The sequence below is a fragment of the Sphingomonas turrisvirgatae genome, assembly GCF_001721295.1.
Classification (GTDB): domain Bacteria; phylum Pseudomonadota; class Alphaproteobacteria; order Sphingomonadales; family Sphingomonadaceae; genus Sphingomonas; species Sphingomonas turrisvirgatae.
Genome location: NZ_MDDS01000035.1, coordinates 158,422 through 177,641, shown reverse-complemented (window position 1 = coordinate 177,641; position 19,220 = coordinate 158,422). Strand labels below are relative to the sequence as shown.

The window sequence follows — 19,220 nt, the reverse complement described above, 5'->3', positions numbered from 1 at the left end:
GCTTGCGCGCCACTTACACGCGTGTAAGTTACCCGGCGGAGAGGCGGATGACCGAGCATTTCGACGTCGTGGTGGTGGGGGCCGGCCTGTCCGGGATCGGCGCGGGCTATTTCCTCCAGCGCGACTGCCCGGACCGCAGCTATGTGATTCTGGAGGGGCGTGAGCGGCTGGGCGGTACGTGGGACCTGTTCCGCTATCCCGGCATCCGCTCCGACAGCGACATGTACACGCTCGGCTACAGCTTCAAGCCGTGGACCGATGCGAAGGCGATCGCCGACGGGCCGTCGATCCTGCGCTATCTGGAGGATACCGCGCGTGAGCATGGCATCGACCGGCACATCCGGCACGGCCATCGCGTGGTCGCGGCAAGCTGGTCGACGCCCGATGCGCGCTGGACGGTCAGCGTGGAGCGGGGTCCGGAACGTGAGGCGACCCAGTTCACCTGCAACTTCCTCTTCATGTGCTCGGGCTATTACAACTATGCCGCGGGCTATCTGCCCGACTTCGCCGGGCGCGAGGATTTTGCCGGCACGGTCGTCCACCCGCAGCATTGGCCCGACAGCCTCGATTATGCGGGCAAGCGCGTCGTGGTGATCGGGTCGGGCGCGACGGCGGTGACCTTGGTGCCCGAAATGGCAAAGACCGCCGCGCACGTCACCATGCTGCAACGCTCGCCCACCTACATCGTCGCACGGCCGGCGCAGGACAAGCTTGCCAACTGGCTGCGCGCCAGGCTGCCCGGGCGGCTCGCCTATCGCCTGACGCGGTTCAAGAATGTGACGCTCGGGCAGTTCTTCTATCGCCTGGCGCGCAAGCGGCCGGAGAAGGTCAAGACGCGGCTGATCGACATGGTGCGGCAGGAGCTGGGACCCGATTACGATGTGGCGACCCACTTTACACCGAGCTACAATCCCTGGGACCAGCGCATCTGCCTGGTGCCCGACGCCGACCTGTTCGCCGCGATCCGCGATGGGAGCGCATCGGTCATTACAGGGCATATCGAGCGCTTCGAAGCGGACGGCATTCGCCTCCAATCAGGCGAGCTGCTGCCGGCCGACGTGATCGTGACCGCGACCGGCCTCGACATGCAATTGATGGGCGGCATTCCGTTCATGGTCGATGGGCGGCGCGTCGATCCGGCGCAGTCGCTCGGCTACAAGGCGATGATGTATTCGGACATTCCGAACCTCGCCTCATCCTTCGGCTACACCAATGCCAGCTGGACGCTGAAGTCGGACTTGACCGCCGCCTATGTCGCGCGGCTGCTCAACACGATGAAGAAGCGCGGGATGCGCCAGGCGACCCCGCGCCTGTCCCCGGGGGTCGAGCCGCAGCCGTTCCTCGAATTCACCTCCGGCTACGTCCAGCGCGGCATGGCGAAGTTCCCCAAACAGGGAAGCCGCAAGCCATGGCGCGCGCATCAGAACTATGCCCTCGACCTGATGGCGCTGAAGTACGGCAGCGTCGATGCCGACATGGAGTTCTCCAACCCCGATCCCCAGTGCCGCGCGGCTTAGCGCCTGGGTCGGCTGAAGTCTGCTTTCGTGGACGAACTGGACGGCGGAAATTAGGTGGTTAGCTGCCCTAAGTCCCTCTTCCAGGGGGAGAGGGAGCCATGTCCGCAATGGGGTCGTTAGCTGACCGGCAGCCTTCATGAGGCAAGCTAGGCGGTGAAGATCGCCCCGTCGCGCACCTCCAGCGGCCACGGGATCAGCGCCGCGCCGGCGCATGGCCCGCCGACACATACGCCATCGGCGATCCGAAACAGCGCGCCGTGCCAGCTGCACTGGATCATGGCGCCGTCGTCGGTCAGATAGTCGTCCAGCCGCTGCGCCAGCGGCGGGCCCATATGCGGGCAGCGATCGACATAGCCGGTAACGGTGTCGCCGTGCCGCACCGCAAAGCCGTGGAAGCGCCCGGCCTTCATTTCCACCACGAAATTTCGCGCGGCGCCGTCACCGATCTGGTCGAGCGGGCCGAGGCGCACGTTCGGCGGGGTGGCGGTCAGGCGTTCGATCATGGGAGTGAGGTTAATGGCCGGGGGTCAGCAGCACCATACGCAACCCGCACGCTGCCCCCGGCCTTCCTCTCCAACTCGTCAGGCGTCGACCTTGATGACGCCGCGCCGGATCTGGTCCAGCTCGATCGATTCGAACAGCGCCTGGAAATTGCCGTTGCCGAACCCTTCATTGCCCTTGCGCTGAATGATCTCGAAAAAGATCGGGCCGAACATGTTCTCGGTGAAGATCTGCAGCAAGATGCCTTCTTCGCCGACATTGCCGTCGATCAGGATGCGGTTGCGCCTGAGCCGCTCGAGATCCTCGCCATGGCCCGGCACGCGCTTGTCCACCAGTTCGTAATAGGTCTCGATCGTATCCTGCAGCTTCACGCCGCGCGCGCGAAGCCGCTCGACCGTGTCGTAGATGTCCGGGGTGGTCAGCGCGAGATGCTGGATGCCCTCGCCCTTATACTCGCGGATGAATTCCTCGATCTGGCTCTTGTCGTCCTGGCTTTCGTTCAGCGGGATGCGGATCGCCTTGTCCGGCGCGATCATCGCCTGGCTGAACAGGCCGGTCGCCTGGCCCTTGATGTCGAAATATTTCTGTTCCTCGAACCCGAACAGCGTCTTGTAGAACTCGCTCCACACCCGCATCTGCCCGCGCCGGACATTGTGGGTAAGGTGATCGAGCAGGTCCAACCCGACATTGTTCTCCGCTTCGGCCGCTTCCCAGCCGGGGATTTCCTCCCAGTCGGCATAGAGGTCTGCGCCGTCCTGGATGAAGTAGAGATAGCTGCCGCCGATGCCCTGGATACAGGTATCCTCTTCCTCGGTACGCTCACCACCATGGGCCAGCGCCCATCCCAGCGCCTTGGCCGGATCGGCGACGCGGAACGCCATTGCGCTGGCCGATGGGCCATGCGCCGCGCGGAATTCGGCAACTCGCCCGGTTTCGTCGCGGTTGAGCATCAGGTTGATGCGCCCCTGCTTGTAGCGGGTGATGTCCTTGCGCGGATGGCGGTGCGTCGGCACGAAGCCCAGCTGTTCGAACTGCGCCGCCATCGCGGCCGGATCGGGCGAGGTGAATTCCACGAACTCGAACCCGTTGAGGCCAAGCGGATTGTGCCCGGAAAGGTCGGCGTCGGTCATGGCAAGCTGCTCCGTCTGTCCACCGGCACGATAGGGCCTGCCGCATTTAGTGTCAATTGATACCAAATGCATATGCCAGTCTGTCGTCAACGCTTGGGACGGGATCGAGGTTCATAACCGCGCGAGCGTCGTAGGGCGGGGGGGCGCACAATCGCAGCCAACTACCCACTCAACGCAATCTTCATTGCCTAGTAGATCGCTGGGAATATGTTCGGGTCATGGAGTCGTCGGACAAAGGAACAGTGGCATGTCCATCTTCTCGAGCCATGACGTGAATGCACCGATCGTCCTGACCGTCCCGGGCCTGGGTGGCTCGGGTCCCTCGCACTGGCAGACCTTGTGGGAAAGCGCGCGACCCGACACGCGGCGAGTCGAGCTTGGCATGTGGCATACGCCGCATCGCAACAGCTGGGTGACGAAGCTCGACCAGGCGATCCGCGAGGCGGAAGGGCCGGTCGTTCTTGCCGCCCACAGCCTAGGATGCCTTGCCGTCGCCTGGTGGGCGGAACTTGCCGGCCAGACCTATGGCACGCCGGTTGCCGGCGCGCTGCTGGTGGCACCGGCCGATGTCGATGGCGGATCGCATGAGGCATTGCGCGCCTTTTCGCCTTCGCCGGCCAATCCGCTGCCATTCCCGTCGATCTTGGTGGCGAGCAGCGATGATCCCTGGGTAGGGATCGATCACGCACGAAATCTGGCGGCCAATTGGGGCAGCGTGTTCGTCGATGCCGGGCCGCAAGGGCATCTCAACGCCGACAGCGACCTTGGCTGGTGGAGCGAGGGGCAGGCGTTGCTCGACCGGGTGCTCGACACGGCCACCGATCGCCGTGGCCGCGCCACGCCGGTCGAGGCGCATCGCTTGCTGGCGGTCAACGCGACCGACGCGGCGCAGCGGCACTATCTGGGCGCGAACTAGGCTCCCGCGTCCAGTGCCGGCGGCGCGCTCAGGCCCGCGCGCCGCCGGTCACTTCATGCTCGTTCCAGCGCAGCGCGTTCAGCACGGTGTCGACGATATGCTCGGCATTCAGCCGCGCCTCGTCATATTGCAGTTCCGGCTTGTCCTGGTCCTGGAAGATGTCGGGCAGGCGCATCGTGCGCAGCTTCAGCCCGGCGTCGATCAGCCCGGCATCGCTTGCCAGCGTCAGGACATGCGCGCCAAGGCCGCCGACGGCATTCTCCTCGATCGTCACCGCCACTTCGTGCGTGGTCAGCAGCCGCCGGATCAGCGCCTCGTCCAGCGGTTTGGCGAAACGCAGGTCGGCGACGGTGGTCGACAGCCCCTTGGCATCGAGCGTGTCGGCCGCCTTCAATGCCTCACCCAGGCGCGTGCCGAGCGACAGGATAGCGACCTTCTTGCCTTCGCGCACGACGCGCCCCTTGCCGATCTCCAGCACTTCGGGCGTAGCGGGCAGCGCGACGCCGGTGCCGTTGCCCCGCGGATAGCGAAGCGCGATCGGACCACTGTCATGCTCGGCGGCGGTTCTGGTCATGTGGACCAGCTCGGCCTCGTCCGCGGGAGCCATCACCACGAAATTGGGGAGGGTGGCCAAATAGGTGACGTCGAAACTACCCGCATGAGTCGCGCCATCGGCGCCGACCAGCCCCGCGCGATCGATCGCGAAGCGCACCGGCAGGTTCTGGATCGCGACGTCATGGACCACCTGGTCATAGGCGCGCTGCAGGAAGGTCGAGTAGATCGCGCAGAATGGCCGCATCCCTTGCGCCGCCAGGCCAGCGGCAAAGGTCACCGCATGCTGTTCGGCGATGCCCACGTCGAAAGCGCGCGTGGGGTGCGCCTTGGCGAACTTGTCCACCCCGGTGCCCGACGGCATGGCGGCGGTGATCGCGACGATCCGCTCGTCGGTATCGGCCAGCTTCGCCAGCGTTTCGCCGAACACGTTCTGATATTGCGGCGGTCCCGGCGGCGCCTTCGTCTGCGCGCCGGTGATGACGTCGAACTTCTGCACGCCGTGATATTTGTCGGCGGCGGCTTCGGCCGGGGCATAGCCTTTGCCCTTCTTGGTCACGACATGCACCAGCACCGGGCCTTCCTTGGCGTCGCGCACATTTTCAAGCACCGGGATCAGATGGTCGAGATTATGGCCGTCGATCGGGCCAACATAATAAAAGCCCAGCTCCTCGAAGAGCGTCCCGCCGGTCACCATGCCGCGGGCATATTCCTCGGCTTTGGCCGTCGCGCTGTGGACCCGGCGCGACAGCTTGCGCACGACCTTGCTCGCCAGATTGCGCAGCCCGAGATATTCCGAACTCGAGACGACGCGCGCGAGATAGGCCGACAGACCGCCGACCGGCGGCGCGATCGACATGTCATTGTCGTTCAGGATCACGACCAGGCGATTGCCGGCCTGCTCGGCGTTGTTCATCGCCTCGTACGCCATGCCGGCGCTCATCGATCCGTCGCCGATCACCGCGATGCCGCGCCCGGGCTTGTCGTTCAGCTTGTTCGCCACCGCAAAGCCCAATGCGGCCGAGATCGAGGTGGACGAATGCGCCGCGCCGAACGGATCATATTCGCTCTCGCTGCGCTTGGTGAAGCCGGACAGGCCGCCGCCCTGGCGCAGCGTGCGGATGCGATCCCGGCGTCCGGTCAGGATCTTGTGGGGATAGCATTGATGGCCCACGTCCCACACCAGCCGGTCGTCGGGCGTGTTGAAGACATAATGGATGGCGACGGTCAGCTCGACGACGCCCAGTCCGGAACCCAGATGGCCCCCGGTCGTGCCGACCGCGCTGATCGTCTCGGCGCGCAGTTCGTCCGCCAACTGTCGCAGCTGTTCGGGCTTGAGCTTGCGCAGGTCAAACGGGGTATCGACGGTGTCGAGCAGGGGCGTGCTTGGAAGATCGGCCATCGACGGCACTTACTCCAGGTGAAATCCAGTGTCGATTGCGACCGTGCCGACATGCGCCGGCCGCGAACGGAAGGTCATGACGAAATCCTGAGAAATCGGTGAATTCGCGACGGTTCAGTCGCAGTCGGCGCACTTGCCGCGCACCTCGATCACCGGCCGCACCGGCGAAAAGCCGGCGCCCTGCGCTGCCGATCGCACGGTCCGTGTAATCGTGTCGTCGTCGAGATGCGTCGTGTTCCCGCACGAATCGCATACCAGGAAGATGCAGTCGTGCAGGCAGTCGGGATGCGCGTTGGCGACATAGGCGTTGGCGCTCTCGACTCGCCGGGCAAGGTTGGCGCCGACGAACAGGTCCAGGATGCGATAGACGCTGTTGGCCGCGACTCGCCGCCCTTCGCGCTTCGACACCGCCTCGGCGATGTCATAGGCGGACGCAGGCTTGTCGAATCCGGCCAGCGCCTCGAAGATCACCGCGCGCATGTTCGTCCACTGCTCGCCGGCCTTTTCCAGCGTCGCCTGGGCGGCATGGGTCAGGTCGGAGCCGTGATGCTCGTGATGCCGATGATCGTCTGACGGATGAGCGCGCATGGATGGCATGTAAGCCTGCCGACCGGTTGCAGCAAGCGCCGCCGGTTGGATCAGTAAGTCGCCCGGCGATTGAGATCGTGGCCCAGCGCCAGCACCAGGACGCCGATGATCGTCCACAGGATCTCCTGGCTGCCATGCGGCAGCGAGAGCGCGCCAGCCATCATGCCCAGTCCGAATGCGCCGACCGCGGCCGGCATCATATAGCCATGCATGAAGATGCCGCGCCCCAGCGCCACGACCCCGAACAGGATGGCAAGGCCCAGTCCGATCTCGTGAATCATCGGGTGCAGCAAGGCGCCAGCCGCGCTCATCAGCGCCAGCAACACCGTGCTCGTAACGCAATGAACGAGGCACAGGCTCGACACCCCGATCGCGATACGATCGAAGCTTGTGTCCACCTGTTCCCAGAAACGCGGGGCGAAAACGGCTGCCATGAACCGGGATATAGACCTGCATTTCTGAAGTTACAATATAACATGGAGCGCCCGCGGCTGGCTTTTGTGCTTGCGAAGGAATAAACCGCCCGCGTGTCCGAGTTTCGTTACCCCATCCGCCCGCGTGCCATCTCCAACTGGCTGTTCGCCGTCGCCGCACTGATCGTCCTGATGGTCGCCGTGGGCGGCATCACGCGACTGACCGAATCGGGCTTGTCGATCACCGAATGGAAAGTGGTGACCGGCACGCTGCCGCCGCTCAGCGAAGCTGCCTGGGCGGCCGAGTTCGAAAAGTACAAGCGCATCCCCGAATATCAGCAGATCAACCAGGGGATGACGCTGGAGGCGTTCAAGGGCATCTATTTCTGGGAGTATCTGCACCGCCTAATCGGGCGCCTGATCGGGCTCGCCTTCGCGCTCCCGTTGCTGTGGTTCGCCATGCGGCGCGCTATCCCGCGCGGCTATGGCGTGCGGTTGACGGCATTGCTGCTGCTCGGTGGGCTACAGGGGGTGATCGGCTGGTGGATGGTGACCTCGGGCCTTGCCGATCGCACCGATGTCAGCCACTTCCGCCTTGCCGCACATCTGCTCCTGGCGCTCTTCATCCTCGCAGCGCTGGTCTGGACCGCACTCGACCTGCGCGGCCTTTCGCGGGATCCCGGTGCGCGGCCGGCACGGCTGACCGGGGTTGCATGGATCGCAGGCGCGATCCTGACGATCCAGCTGGCGTTCGGCGCGTTCACCGCAGGGCTCAACGCCGGCCTCGTCACCGATCAATGGCCGCTGATGAACGGCAAGTTCTTCCCGTCGGAAGTGCTCGGCGTGCGCACGCCCATCGACGCGATCCTCAACGATCCGGCGATGATCCACTGGATCCATCGCTGGTGGGCGTGGGTCGCCGTCGCCGCGCTGATCGTGCTCGCGCGGCGGGCCAAGGCGGCGGGCGACCGACGCGCATCGATCGCGATCCATGCCGCGTTCGGCACGCAGATCCTGCTTGGCATCGCCACGGTCATGAGCGCGGTGGAGATCCATACTGCGGTCCTCCACCAGACGGTCGGCGCGCTGGTCGTGGCGGCAACCGCCTGGGGCGCGCACAGCATCGGACGGCGGGCCGGCTCGCGGTGAGCGGCATCGCACTCGCTCGCGCGAGTTCGCGGTGAGCGACATCGCACTCGTCCACGCGACCTTCGCCGATGCGGCCGAGGCGGAGCGGATCGGGCGCGCGATGGTCGAGCGGCGCCTGGCCGCCTGCGTCAACCTGCTGGGTCCGTGTCGCTCCATCTATCGCTGGCAGGGGCGGGTCGAGGCGGCCGACGAACATCGCGCGCTGTTCAAGACGACCCCGGCGCTGGCGCGCGAGCTGGCCGACGGCATCGCCGCCCTGCACAGCTACGACCTTCCGGCGATCGAGATCTGGCCGGCAGCCGGGGGCGACGCGCTGGCTGCCTGGGTGGCGGAAGCTACTCGCTGACAGTCCCATCGATCGTCATGGTATCATGATACCCGTCAGCAAAGCGGCGGTTTGCTTGACTTTCGACTCGCATTTCGTCATTTGACCGCCGTTCGCGCCGCTCCATCTGGGGCGGCGTCACTCGTTCAAAGAGGTCAAAGCTCCATGAAGGCGCTGATGAAGACCACCAAGTCGGTAAAGCCGGCTGAGGTGGAGAAGAAGTGGCATATCGTCGATGCCGAAGGTCTGGTGGTCGGTCGCGCGGCGGTCGTGATCGCCAACGTGCTGCGCGGTAAGCACAAGACGAGCTTCACCCCGCACGTCGATTGCGGCGACAATGTCATCGTCATCAACGCCGACAAGGTTCGCTTCACCGGCAAGAAGCTGGCCGACAAGGTGTATTACAAGCACACCGGTTATGCTGGCGGCATCAAGGAAGTGACCGCAGCCAAGGTGCTGGAAGGCCGCTTCCCCGAGCGCGTGCTGGAAAAGGCCGTCGAGCGCATGATCCCACGCGGGCCGCTGGGCCGTCAGCAGATGCGCAACCTGCGCATCTACAAGGGCGCCGAGCATCCGCACGAAGCGCAGAACCCGCAGGTCCTCGACATCGCCGGCATGAGCCGCAAGAACAAGGTGGGCGCATAATGTCCGACAATCGCCAGTCCCTCGCCGATCTCGGCGCCGTCGCTGCCGGTGCGCAGACCGACGCCGCAACTGAATCGACCAGTGCCGACGCCTATCTCTCGGGCGCTCCGGTGGTCGAGCCGGCGCCGCTGCGCCAGCAGGAACTCGACGCCTATGGCCGCGCCTATGCGACCGGCCGTCGCAAGGACGCCGTTGCCCGCGTGTGGCTGAAGCCCGGCTCGGGCAAGATCACGATCAACGGCCGCGATCAGGAAGTCTATTTCGCGCGTCCGACGCTGCGTCTCGTCATCAACCAGCCGTTCGGCGTCGCCGAGCGTGACGGCCAGTATGACGTCGTCTGCACCGTCAAGGGCGGCGGCCTGTCGGGCCAGGCCGGCGCTGTGAAGCACGGCATCGCCCAGGCGCTGACCAAGTTCGAGCCGGTGCTGCGCGCGCCGGTCAAGGCTGCCGGGTTCCTGACCCGTGACAGTCGCGCGGTGGAGCGCAAGAAGTACGGCAAGGCCAAGGCCCGCCGCAGCTTCCAGTTCTCGAAGCGCTGATCCCAATCGGATCGGAAATCGGAAAGGGCGGTCACGCTGGGGCCGCCCTTTTTCGTTTCGGTTGCGAACGATACTGTTGCTCCGCGGCATCGCCCGTCCGGCAATCGCGCCTTTGCCCTTTCCGCCTCCTTGACGCCAAGCATCCAGCTCATAGCGTGCAGGCAATCGAAACCGGCGGGAACCGGTCGGCATTTCTAGGGGGTTTGCATGAAATCTGTTCGCACCATGCGTCGTCTTCGCGCGTCGCTGTTTCTGTCGGCTACGGCCATCCTTGCCGTTCAGCCGGCCCTTGCGGACGAAGCAGACAATGCACTGCCGCGCATCGACGGCAGCGCCGCGTTGCTCGAGGCGCACGACACCGCCATGTCGATCAACTCGGCCGACGTTCTGCGGGAAAGCTACAAGCCCGGCCCCACGACGATCCGGATCGATCCGGTCGCGCCCGAACCCGAAGTCTTGATTGCCAACCCGGGCACGCCGACGACGGCGCGCGACCCGGTGAACATCAACGGCATCGCTCAGATGGTGATCGACAATGGCGGCGGATCGGTCGGCCTGTGCACCGGCACGCTGATCAACCCGCGCACCGTCATTTTCGCCGCGCACTGCGTCAACAGCCGCGCCGCGACAGCCTATGGCTCGCAGCAGGGCGGCACCCCGATTGCATTCGGGTTCGAGACCAACACGCGCGCCAATGCCGCGGGCGAAACCGACGAACTGGTCCGCTGGCTGTTCGGCACCGGCCCCAACACGGCCGGACGTTGGCAGACCAATCTTGCCCAATCGTTCTTCAACGTGAACTGGGTGGCCTATAATCCGCTGTCGCTCGAACCGGAGGCGCAGTCCTTCCTGTATGGCGACGTGGCGATGGCCTCGCTCGACACGCCGGCTGCTGGCATCCCGACCTGGGCGCTGCTGTTCTCGCCGCTGACCAATAACGGCACGATCGGCGCTGCGGGTACCGGGTACAATGTCGGTATCGCCGGCTATGGCAATAACGGCACCGGCACCACCGGCGCGAGCGGGTCCGATTTCCGTCGCCGCGCGGCTGAGAACATCCTGGGCGCGCTTACCGACCTGCAGACGTTCGAAGGCTTTCTGTTCGGCGGCGCGCCCAACGGCCTCACCCAGAACCTCTATTTCCTCGATTTCGACGATCCGCGTCGCGGCGGTCTGGGCGCCAGCCCGTTCGACTTCAACGCGTTCCGTGATAATGCCCGTCCGGGCGTCAATGGCGGCCCCTCGCGTGAGGGCATTACCTCGCAGGGCGATTCGGGCGGTCCGCTGATCCTGCAGAATTTTGCGCAGCAGTTCGTGATCGGCGTCTTGTCGGGCGGCTATACCCGCTTCTTCAACGGCCAGCCGGCAAATGGCTATGGCACGGTCAGCTTCTATCAGCCGCTCTATCTCTATTGGGACTGGGTCGCGGCGAACAACCCGTATCACTATGTCGCGGCCAAGGCGGGCGACGGGCAGTGGACCGATGCCGCGCGCTGGGAAACCACGCTCGATCCCGCTTATTACGTCCTGAACGGCAACACGCCGGTCAACGGCATTCCGGGGCTGACCGGCGAGCAGAAGGACGGCACCAGCGGTGACTTCGGCCAGATCTGCTTCCAGTCGGGCGGCGTCAGCGACTGCCTAGACACCCGCACCGGGGTCGAGACGGTCGAGGCGCGCGCGATCGGAACCGGGGGCGCGACCACGGCTGAGAACAGTGCCGGCAGCGCGACGGCGGAGGAAGTCGCCGCCGGCCAGGCGGTCACGCGTGACCAGCTGATCCCGGGCGCTCAGCCCGAGGCGCAGGCCGTCGCCGCCGCTTTGCCCGCGCCGACGCTGGGCAACGGCCTACCGGGCGCGAGCAATTTCGTGCCGAACAACAGCTTGCCGCTCCGCCCGCAGGGCGTGAAGCCTCAGTATTTCGACGTGACGCTGGGCCAGGCCGGGACGACGACGCTGTCGGGTGCGAACATCGCCATCGATCGTCTCACCATCGCAACCGCGGGCGCGTCGCTGGTGGTGGCGAGCGGCGCTTCGCTGCGGACCGAGATCAACACCAACCAGTTCGCCGGCACCAACACCGTCAACGGCACCTTCTCCACCGTCGGCGACTATAGCCTTTTCGGCGGCACGCTGCTCGGCAGTGGTACGATCAACGCGCCGTTCGTCAGCAGCGTCGCGGGCCGCTTCGCCCCCGGCACGGCGGGCACCATCGGCACGCTGACGATCAACGGCAATCTGGTGATGTCGTCAGGTACGACCTATCTCGTCGATCTCGCCAATGGCAGCTCGGACCTGCTGGCGGTCAGGCGGGTCGGCGGCACCGGTGGTACGGCGAACCTTGGCGGCCAGCTTGCGCTCAGCTTCACCAACGCGCTGCGCGCCAGCCAGAGCTATACGATCCTGACGGCAGAGGGCGGCCGCACCGGCACCTTCGCCGCGCCGGCCGCGTTCAGCGCGATCCTGACCCCGACGCTCAGCTACACCGCGAATTCGGTGGTGCTGACCGTCACGGCGGGCAGCTACACCAATGTCGTGCCGGCCTCGAACCCGATCGCCTATGGCTTTGCCCGCCTGCTCGATCAGAACCGCAGCCGCGCGAGCAGCTTCGACTCGCTCTACGGCCCGCTTGACCTGCAGAACGCCGCGACCATCCTCACGACGCTCAGCGCCCAGGCGCCGGCAATCGAATCGACGGTTCAGACCGTCGGCATCGCGGCGGCCGACTCCAATTCGACCTTCATCCGCAATCGCCTGAACAGCCTCGATCCGTCCGAGCTGGGTGGCACGTTCGCCAGCTATGGTCGGCCGGTGCAGGTGGCGTCGCTCGGCTTCTCGCCAGTCGGCGGCAACACCATCGCCAGCGACATGGCCGCGCCGACCATGCTTCAGGAAGGCGCGCTGCCCGAAACGATGAGCGCCTTTGTGTCGGGCGGTTACCTCAACGGTGACGGCCGCAGCATGACCGCGATCGGCGGGCGCGACGATTTCGACGGCTGGTATATCGGCGGCGGCATCGAAACGCAGGTCGGCGACAACGGCCTCATCGGCTTCGCATTCAGCTATACCGATCTCGACGGCGCCGCCTCGTTCGCCGGTCAGACGGTGCGCAGCCAGGCATATCAGGGTACCCTCTATGCCAAGCAGGTCAGCGATTCCGGACTGGTGATCGAAGGTCAGCTGACCGGCGGCCTGCTCAGCACCGACAGCCGCCGCGCGATCAGCTTCCTCGGCACGCCGACCACGCTGCGGGCCAACGACCGTGCCCTGATCGTCAGCGGCGAAGCCACGATCGGCAAGGATTTCGGCACCGACATGTTCGCGATCACGCCAAAGGTCGGCATCCGCAACACGCATATTGGCTTCGGCAGCGCGGTGGAGAGCGGCGGCCCAACCGCGCTGAACCTCACCCGCCAGTCGTTCGACAGTGTGCAGGGCCGCGCCGGCGTGACCTTCGCCGGCAAGGGGGCGTTCCGCCCGTTCCTGACCGGCACCTATGTCCACGAGTTCCTGGACCAGCCCAACTTCGTCCAGGCGAATCTCGTCGGCGGCACGCCGGGCGGCGTGTTCTTCGCGCTGAATGGCGAGGATAGCGACTGGGGCGAGGTGAGCGGCGGCCTCACCTTCCGCACCGGATCGGTCGATCTGTCGGTCGCGGCGGACACCACGGTGTTCCGCAGCGACCTGTCGGCACAGACCTATCGCGGATCGGTGACCTTCCACTTCTGATCGGCAGCGCAATACGAAAAAAGGGCCGTCCCTCACGGGGCGGCCCTTTCACGTTCCTCGTTACTGCGGATGGTCAGGCCGACTGCTGCCTCAATCGCTCGGCAAAGCTTTTGCGCAGCTTGTTGAGCTTGGGCGGGATCACCGCCAGGCAGTAGGGATTGCGCTGGCCTTCGCCCTCCCAATAATCCTGATGATAGGCTTCGGCCGGATACCAGGTGTCATTGGGCTCGATCGTCGTGACGATCGGCGCGGGCCATTCGGACGCATTACGCTCGATACCGGCACGCGCGCGCGCTTCCTGCTCGGGCGATTGCGGGAAAATGGCCGACCGGTATTGCGTGCCCACGTCATTGCCCTGACGGTTCAACTGCGTCGGATCGTGCGTGGCAAAGAAGATGTCGAGCAAGTCATCATAGGACAGCTGCTCGGGGTCGAACACCACCTTCAGCGCCTCGGCATGGCCGGTATCGCCACCGCAAACCTGCTTGTAGGTCGGATCGGCGACATGCCCGCCGATATAGCCGCTTTCGACCGACTGGACGCCGATCAGGTCCTTGAACACCGCCTCGACACACCAGAAGCAGCCGCCCGCCAGGATTGCGGTTTCGCTTGCCATTCGTTTCAACTCCTTGCTTCGTGGACCAAGATAGGGTTGGGCTGGGCTGGCAACCAGAGGGGCGAGCAAGATGCGTGACGGCGCGGTGATGGTGACGGGTGGAGCAGGCTATATCGGCAGCCATGCCGTGCTGGCGCTGCTCGACGCGGGCTGGCGCGTCGTGGTGGTCGACAACCTCGTCACCGGGTTCGACTGGGCGGTCGATCGGCGCGCCCGGCTGGTGGTCGCCAATGTCGCCGATGACGAAAAGGTGCGCGACGCGATCCGCGAGCATGGCGTCACCGCCATCATGCACTTTGCCGGATCGGTGGTCGTTCCCGAATCGGTCAGCGATCCGCTCAAATATTATCGCAACAACACCGCCGCCTCGCGCAGCCTGATCGAGAGCGCGGTGAGCGAGGGCGTGAAGCACTTCATCTTCTCATCCACCGCCGCCACCTACGGCGTGCCCGAGGTGGTCCCGGTGCGCGAGGATTCGCCACAGCTGCCGATCAATCCCTATGGCATGTCGAAGCTGATGACCGAGCATATGCTGCGCGATGTCGCCGCAGCGCATCCGCTCAACTTCGCGGCGCTGCGCTACTTCAACGTCGCCGGCGCCGATCCGCAGGGCCGTTCGGGCCAGTCCACGGCCGGCGCCACCCATCTCATCAAGATCGCGGCAGAGGCGGCGACGGGCAAGCGGGGGCATGTCAGCGTGTTCGGCACCGACTTCGCGACACGCGACGGCACTGGCGTGCGCGATTACATCCATGTCAGCGACCTGGCGGCGGCGCATGTCGATGCGCTCGACCTGCTGCTCGCCGAACCGGGCAAGAGCCACTTCCTCAACGCCGGCTATGGCCGGGGCTATTCGGTGCTCGAAGTGCTCGATGCTGTTGATCGCGTGACCAACATGAAGATCGAGCGCCGCATGGAGGGCCGCCGCGCCGGCGACCCGGACGAGCTGGTGTCGGACAATCGCGCGATCCTGGAAGCGCTGCCGTGGCGGCCGAAATATGATGATCTCGACCGCATCGTGACCGACGCGCTCAGCTGGGAGCGCCATCTCGCGTCCCGCCAATGATCGAACTTTTCATCTCCGCCTTCGCGACGCTGTTCGTCGTCATCGACCCGCCCGGTTGCGCGCCGATCTATGCCGGCCTGACCAAGGGTGCGACGCACGTCCAGCAGCGCGCAATGGCGATCCGGGCGGTGCTGATCGCCAGCTCGATCCTGCTCGTCTTCGCACTGGTGGGCGAAGCACTGCTCAAGACGCTGGGGATCAGCCTCAATGCATTCCGCATCGCGGGTGGTATCATGCTGTTCCTGATCGCGCTCGAGATGGTGTTCGAAAAGCGTCAGGAGCGCCGCGAGGATCGCGCGCAAAAGGTGATGGACACACCTGAGGTCGAGGATGTGTCGGTGTTCCCCATGGGCATGCCGATGATCGCCGGCCCAGGCTCGATCGCGACCGTCATGCTGCTCGTCTCGCGCAGCGACGGGCCGGCCGAGACGGCGGTGGTGTTCGGCGCGCTCGCAGCCGTCCTGGTCCTCACCCTGATCGCCTTGCTCGCCGCCGGGCCGCTGATGCGGCTGCTCGGCGCGAAGATCGAATCGGTCATAACCCGGCTGCTCGGCGTGCTGCTCTCGGCGCTGGCGATCCAGTTCGTGATCGACGGGGTGCGCCGCAGCTTCGGGGTTTAGGGTTGCGGCACCGGCCGGCAGCGTAGCGTCAGACCGAGCTCATCTCGTCGGGCGGTTCCTCCGCGCCCTCCGGCTCGCCCAGCCGCTGTTCGGTCAGGGCGGCCCAGCCGGTGATGAACAGCGCGGCGGCAAGCGGCCCGACGACGATGCCGCTCAGCCCGATCAACTCGATCCCGCCTAGCGTCGTCACCAGCACCATCCAGTCGGGGATGCCCGTATCGCGTCCGACCAGGATCGGGCGCAGCACATTGTCGGCCAGGCCGATCACCAGCACGCCCGACGCGATCACCACCACCGCCTGCCAGATCGACCCGATCGCCAGCAGGTAGATGGCGACGGGCGCCCAGACGATCATCGGCCCGACCGCGGGCAGCAGCGCGGCGATGGCCATCAGCACGCCCCACAGCAGGGCGGCGGGCAGGCCGACGATCCAGAAGGTGATGGCGCCCAGCGCACCCTGAACCAGCGCGACGACCCCCGACCCCTTGATCGTCGCGCGCACCACGGCGCAGAAGCGCTCGGCCAGCCGATCGGCGATGCCGCGTTCCAGCGGCAGCGCGCGCACCACCGCAGGACCAATCGTCTCGCCGTCGCGCAGCAGAAAATAGGTGACATACAGGCCGACGCCGAAGCTCAGCAGGAACGCGGCCGCGTTGGCGCCGATCGACAGCGCGCGCGACGCCAGCATGCTCGCGCTCGAACTGACCGCCTGGCTGATCCGGGCCTGTGCCCGCTCGAAACTGCCGAAACCCGACCGGTCGAGCACGGCCTGCAGCCGCTCGGGCAGTGCGTCGTGCATCTGCTGGAAATAAGTCGCGAAGTTGATCTGGCCCGACCGTATCTGCTGGAACACGCCTGCCGCCTGATCGACGACCAGGCTGGCGACGATCAGCGCCGGGATCACCACCGCCACGGTCAGGATCAGCAGCGTGACGCCCGCCGCCTGATTGCGCCGGCCCGGCCAGCGCGCCAGCAGCCGCTGGAACAATGGCTGGAACAGCAACGCTGCCAGCGTCGCCCACAAAAGCGCGCCCAGATAACCCGATACGATCGCGATCAGCCCGATCGTGATGAGGGCGAGATAGACGATCAGGCCGCCCCGTTCGAGCCGCGCGCCGGACAGCGCCATCAACAGATCGCCTTTCATGAAGAGGGAACCGGGCCTGATACGCGGCCGGTCAGTCTAACGCGGATCGGCGCGCTTGGCTCCATCGGTCAAGGAATTCGGCGGATCGTAACGGATGCGCCACATCCGATACGGCGCATCCTTGGGCAGCGGTACCGGCGTCAGCCAGTCCGGCACCCGACCCTTGGCGAGCTGGCCATAAAAGCCGTTCGGTTCCCGCGCGCGGTATACCGTCGTCTCGGCCATGTTGGGGCAGACGAGCAGATATTGCGCGCCATAACGCCGCGCGATGCCGCGAAACGCGTCCGGCGGCCCGGTAAAGGCGTGATGCACGCCCAGGATCGCGCGCTCGTTGCGATGATATGGCCCTGCGATGCCCTTGTGGTGGGTCATCACGATCAGGCGCGGCCCCAGATCGACATGCGTGAAGATCGTCGAAGGGGGCAGCGTCCGGTCGAGCAGCGACATCGCCGTCGCGCTCGCACAGCGCGCGTTGGCGCGATACACCGTCGACCGGCCGGGCTGCGGCTTGTCGAGCTTCACGAACTGCACGACGAAGCCGGCGAAGAGGCCCGACAGCAGCAGGAACGCCGCCACCCCGCCCAGGATGCGGATTACCATCGATCCGCGTTCCAGGAACCAGGGAACGACGATCCATACCAGGGCGACCGATCCCGGCACCGCCAGCAGCTGCGCCGCCGGCCCGCCGCGAATCTGCCAGAACAGCATCGCGCCGGCGAACGCATTGAACAGCAGGATCGCAATCCACGCCACCAGCTGGTCATGGCCGCGCGCGCGCCATGCCGCGACACCGGCACCGATCACACCGATGACCGGCAGCGCGGCGAGCGGGAATCCGGCGCGGAACGTCTGCGTGGTGATCGACCGCGCCTCGCGCACATTGTTCAGCCAGGTTCGCGTCAGCTCGTCCGACACGCCTTCCGGCCGCGACAGGCAGTGCGGGAACAGCGCCGCGAACCCGCCGGCGATGGCGCCGCCCGCCACCAGCGCCAGCAACAGCCGCGCGCCCCGCGCAGCTGGGTTGATGCGGCTGAGCAGGAACAGCAACGCGCCCGCCGCGACCATCACCGACAGCCACACCGGCGTCAGCGCGTCGCAGCGCATCGCATAATTGGCGTTCGACGCGAACAGCGCAAAGCCAGCCGCGCTGCCGCCGGCAAGACTGAGCGAATAGCCCTGCAGCCGCCGCGCGTCGCCCGCGTCCCAGACCCAGCGCAGCGCGACGATCGCGCCCGCCATCGCGCAATAGGGCAGCAGCTCGAGGCCGATGGTCAGCGACCCCGCGCTCGACAGGCCGACGATGACGCCGCCCCGCGCGCGGGCGGGATCGCTCAGGCCCATGACGGTCAGCGTCAGGAACGCGAGCTGCCAGCCATGATGGTCGATACGCAACGGTGCGAACATGTACATCGCCGCGCCGCAGCCGAGCAGCACGATGATCGCGATCGTCCAGGCCGCCGGCGCGACCAGCCGCCGCACGATCGTCCCCAGTGCGGCGATCACCACGCCGAGCGGCAACAGCGGGGCGATGCCGCATGCCAGCCGCTCGGCCTGCGCCACACCGACGAACGGCTTGAACAGCAGGATCAGCGCCGCGATCGGCAGGTCCACCAGCCGCGACCAGTGGATATCGAGGCCCTCAGGCGGTGCCAGCCGGTATTGCCGCAGGTCGTACCAGCCCTGGCCGGTCAGCAAGCCGCGCACCTGCATCAGGCGCATATTGTCGTCGGTGTCGCCCAGCGCCAGGCCGCGCACCGAACCCCAGCGATCCCACAGGTACCACCCCGCGATCACGCCCCATGCCAGCAGCGCCCAGCGCAGCCAGTGGCGGTCCAGTTCCCGCTCCAGATCGAAGCCGCGTATACAGTTAGCCAAAACTGCTTTCCCTCTCGCCTGCCGCGCATTAGGGCGGCGCGCGGCTTCAGGGCAACAGGCGTGACAGCACTTCTCCATCGTTTCGGCGAATTACAGCGCAGCGGCCTGCTGAGGCAGATCGTGCGGTTCGGCATCGCCGGCGGCATTTCGACGCTGATCTATTCCGCCGTCTATCTGCCGCTGACCTTCTGGGTCTTCGCGCGGAAGGATGCGGTCTATGCGGTTCCGTTCGCCTTTGCCGTCGCGGTGACCGCGGGTTATTTCCTGCACAGCCGGTGGAGCTTCAAGGGGCATGGCACACGCGATCCGGGGCCTCGTCAGAAGCTTCAGTTCGTCGCCGTGCAGGGGGGCGGCGTGGCGCTGAACGGCGTGATTACCTGGCTCGGCACTGCGGTGCTTGGCTATCCCGGTTGGGTTCCGCTGCTGCCGGCGGTGGGCCTCGCGACGATTTTTACCTTCATCCTCAACCGCTGGCTGGTATTCCGCTGAC

General features: G+C 66.0%; 18 protein-coding genes. 10 read left to right on the top strand and 8 right to left on the bottom strand.

All coding sequences use genetic code 11. From position 1 onward, the window contains the following. Nucleotides 1-47: 47 nt before the first annotated feature. A complete protein-coding gene (locus tag BFL28_RS13525; RefSeq protein ID WP_173655756.1) occupies nucleotides 48-1,517 on the top strand; it encodes a flavin-containing monooxygenase in 1,470 nt (489 codons plus the stop codon). A gap of 146 nt (nucleotides 1,518-1,663) precedes the next feature. Here the strand turns inward: BFL28_RS13525 and BFL28_RS13520 are convergent, their stop codons facing one another. Both BFL28_RS13520 and hppD read right to left on the bottom strand, forming a co-directional pair. Continuing rightward, complete coding sequence (locus tag BFL28_RS13520) at nucleotides 1,664-2,020, bottom strand: Rieske (2Fe-2S) protein (protein ID WP_069321057.1); 357 nt, start codon at nucleotides 2,018-2,020, stop codon at nucleotides 1,664-1,666. A 78-nt stretch (nucleotides 2,021-2,098) separates the two neighbouring features. Then, complete coding sequence (hppD, locus tag BFL28_RS13515; protein ID WP_069321056.1) at nucleotides 2,099-3,148, bottom strand: 4-hydroxyphenylpyruvate dioxygenase; 1,050 nt, start codon at nucleotides 3,146-3,148, stop codon at nucleotides 2,099-2,101. A 247-nt stretch (nucleotides 3,149-3,395) separates the two neighbouring features. Between hppD and BFL28_RS13510 the strand changes: the two genes are divergently transcribed. Then, nucleotides 3,396-4,064 carry an RBBP9/YdeN family alpha/beta hydrolase gene (locus BFL28_RS13510; protein WP_069321055.1) on the top strand — a complete coding sequence of 223 codons (669 nt, stop codon included), beginning with the start codon at nucleotides 3,396-3,398 and terminating at the stop codon, nucleotides 4,062-4,064. Between the two features lie 28 nt (nucleotides 4,065-4,092). Here the strand turns inward: BFL28_RS13510 and dxs are convergent, their stop codons facing one another. From dxs to BFL28_RS13495, 3 genes are all read right to left on the bottom strand, one after another. Continuing rightward, nucleotides 4,093-6,018, bottom strand: a complete 1,926-nt coding sequence (dxs, locus tag BFL28_RS13505; RefSeq protein ID WP_069321054.1) for a 1-deoxy-D-xylulose-5-phosphate synthase — start codon at nucleotides 6,016-6,018, stop codon at nucleotides 4,093-4,095. Between the two features lie 114 nt (nucleotides 6,019-6,132). Then, complete coding sequence (locus BFL28_RS13500; RefSeq protein WP_069321053.1) at nucleotides 6,133-6,606, bottom strand: Fur family transcriptional regulator; 474 nt, start codon at nucleotides 6,604-6,606, stop codon at nucleotides 6,133-6,135. 50 nt (nucleotides 6,607-6,656) lie between these two features. Next, entirely contained in the window at nucleotides 6,657-7,040 is a 384-nt protein-coding gene (locus tag BFL28_RS13495; RefSeq protein WP_069321052.1) for a MerC domain-containing protein, read from the bottom strand. Between the two features lie 93 nt (nucleotides 7,041-7,133). Between BFL28_RS13495 and BFL28_RS13490 the strand changes: the two genes are divergently transcribed. The 5 genes from BFL28_RS13490 (at nucleotide 7,134) to BFL28_RS13470 (ending at nucleotide 13,406) form a co-directional block, all read left to right on the top strand. Then, on the top strand, nucleotides 7,134-8,168 hold the full coding sequence (locus BFL28_RS13490; protein WP_069321051.1) for a COX15/CtaA family protein: 1,035 nt from the start codon (nucleotides 7,134-7,136) through the stop codon (nucleotides 8,166-8,168). A gap of 31 nt (nucleotides 8,169-8,199) precedes the next feature. Beyond that, nucleotides 8,200-8,514 carry a divalent-cation tolerance protein CutA gene (cutA, locus tag BFL28_RS13485; protein ID WP_069321050.1) on the top strand — a complete coding sequence of 105 codons (315 nt, stop codon included), beginning with the start codon at nucleotides 8,200-8,202 and terminating at the stop codon, nucleotides 8,512-8,514. Nucleotides 8,515-8,658: 144 nt separating this feature from the next. Next, nucleotides 8,659-9,138, top strand: coding sequence for a 50S ribosomal protein L13 (gene rplM, locus BFL28_RS13480; protein WP_079247143.1), 480 nt, complete (start codon nucleotides 8,659-8,661; stop codon nucleotides 9,136-9,138). Further along, nucleotides 9,138-9,677, top strand: coding sequence for a 30S ribosomal protein S9 (gene rpsI / locus BFL28_RS13475; protein WP_079247142.1), 540 nt, complete (start codon nucleotides 9,138-9,140; stop codon nucleotides 9,675-9,677). The genes rplM and rpsI overlap by 1 nt, the downstream gene beginning before the upstream one ends. Nucleotides 9,678-9,902: 225 nt before the next feature. Further along, entirely contained in the window at nucleotides 9,903-13,406 is a 3,504-nt protein-coding gene (locus BFL28_RS13470; protein ID WP_241527329.1) for an autotransporter domain-containing protein, read from the top strand. 73 nt (nucleotides 13,407-13,479) lie between these two features. Here BFL28_RS13470 and msrA read toward each other — a convergent pair whose 3' ends face one another. Continuing rightward, nucleotides 13,480-14,022 (bottom strand): peptide-methionine (S)-S-oxide reductase MsrA, encoded by a 543-nt coding sequence (msrA, locus tag BFL28_RS13465; RefSeq protein ID WP_069321048.1) that lies wholly within the window; start codon nucleotides 14,020-14,022, stop codon nucleotides 13,480-13,482. Between the two features lie 70 nt (nucleotides 14,023-14,092). Here msrA and galE point away from each other — a divergent pair, with 70 nt between their 5' ends. Further along, entirely contained in the window at nucleotides 14,093-15,088 is a 996-nt protein-coding gene (gene galE, locus BFL28_RS13460; protein ID WP_069321047.1) for a UDP-glucose 4-epimerase GalE, read from the top strand. Next, nucleotides 15,085-15,708, top strand: a complete 624-nt coding sequence (locus BFL28_RS13455; RefSeq protein WP_069321046.1) for a MarC family protein — start codon at nucleotides 15,085-15,087, stop codon at nucleotides 15,706-15,708. The genes galE and BFL28_RS13455 overlap by 4 nt, the downstream gene beginning before the upstream one ends. A 28-nt stretch (nucleotides 15,709-15,736) precedes the next feature. On the opposite strand, the gene BFL28_RS13450 is transcribed toward BFL28_RS13455, so the two are convergent. Next, nucleotides 15,737-16,837 carry an AI-2E family transporter gene (locus BFL28_RS13450; protein ID WP_069321112.1) on the bottom strand — a complete coding sequence of 367 codons (1,101 nt, stop codon included), beginning with the start codon at nucleotides 16,835-16,837 and terminating at the stop codon, nucleotides 15,737-15,739. 54 nt (nucleotides 16,838-16,891) lie between these two features. Further along, on the bottom strand, nucleotides 16,892-18,730 hold the full coding sequence (locus BFL28_RS13445; protein ID WP_241527328.1) for an AcrB/AcrD/AcrF family protein: 1,839 nt from the start codon (nucleotides 18,728-18,730) through the stop codon (nucleotides 16,892-16,894). A gap of 60 nt (nucleotides 18,731-18,790) precedes the next feature. Here BFL28_RS13445 and BFL28_RS13440 point away from each other — a divergent pair, with 60 nt between their 5' ends. After that, the gene (locus BFL28_RS13440; protein ID WP_241527327.1) at nucleotides 18,791-19,219 is read left to right on the top strand and encodes a GtrA family protein; all 429 of its coding nucleotides are present in this window, start codon (nucleotides 18,791-18,793) and stop codon (nucleotides 19,217-19,219) included. Nucleotide 19,220: the final 1 nt, after the last annotated feature.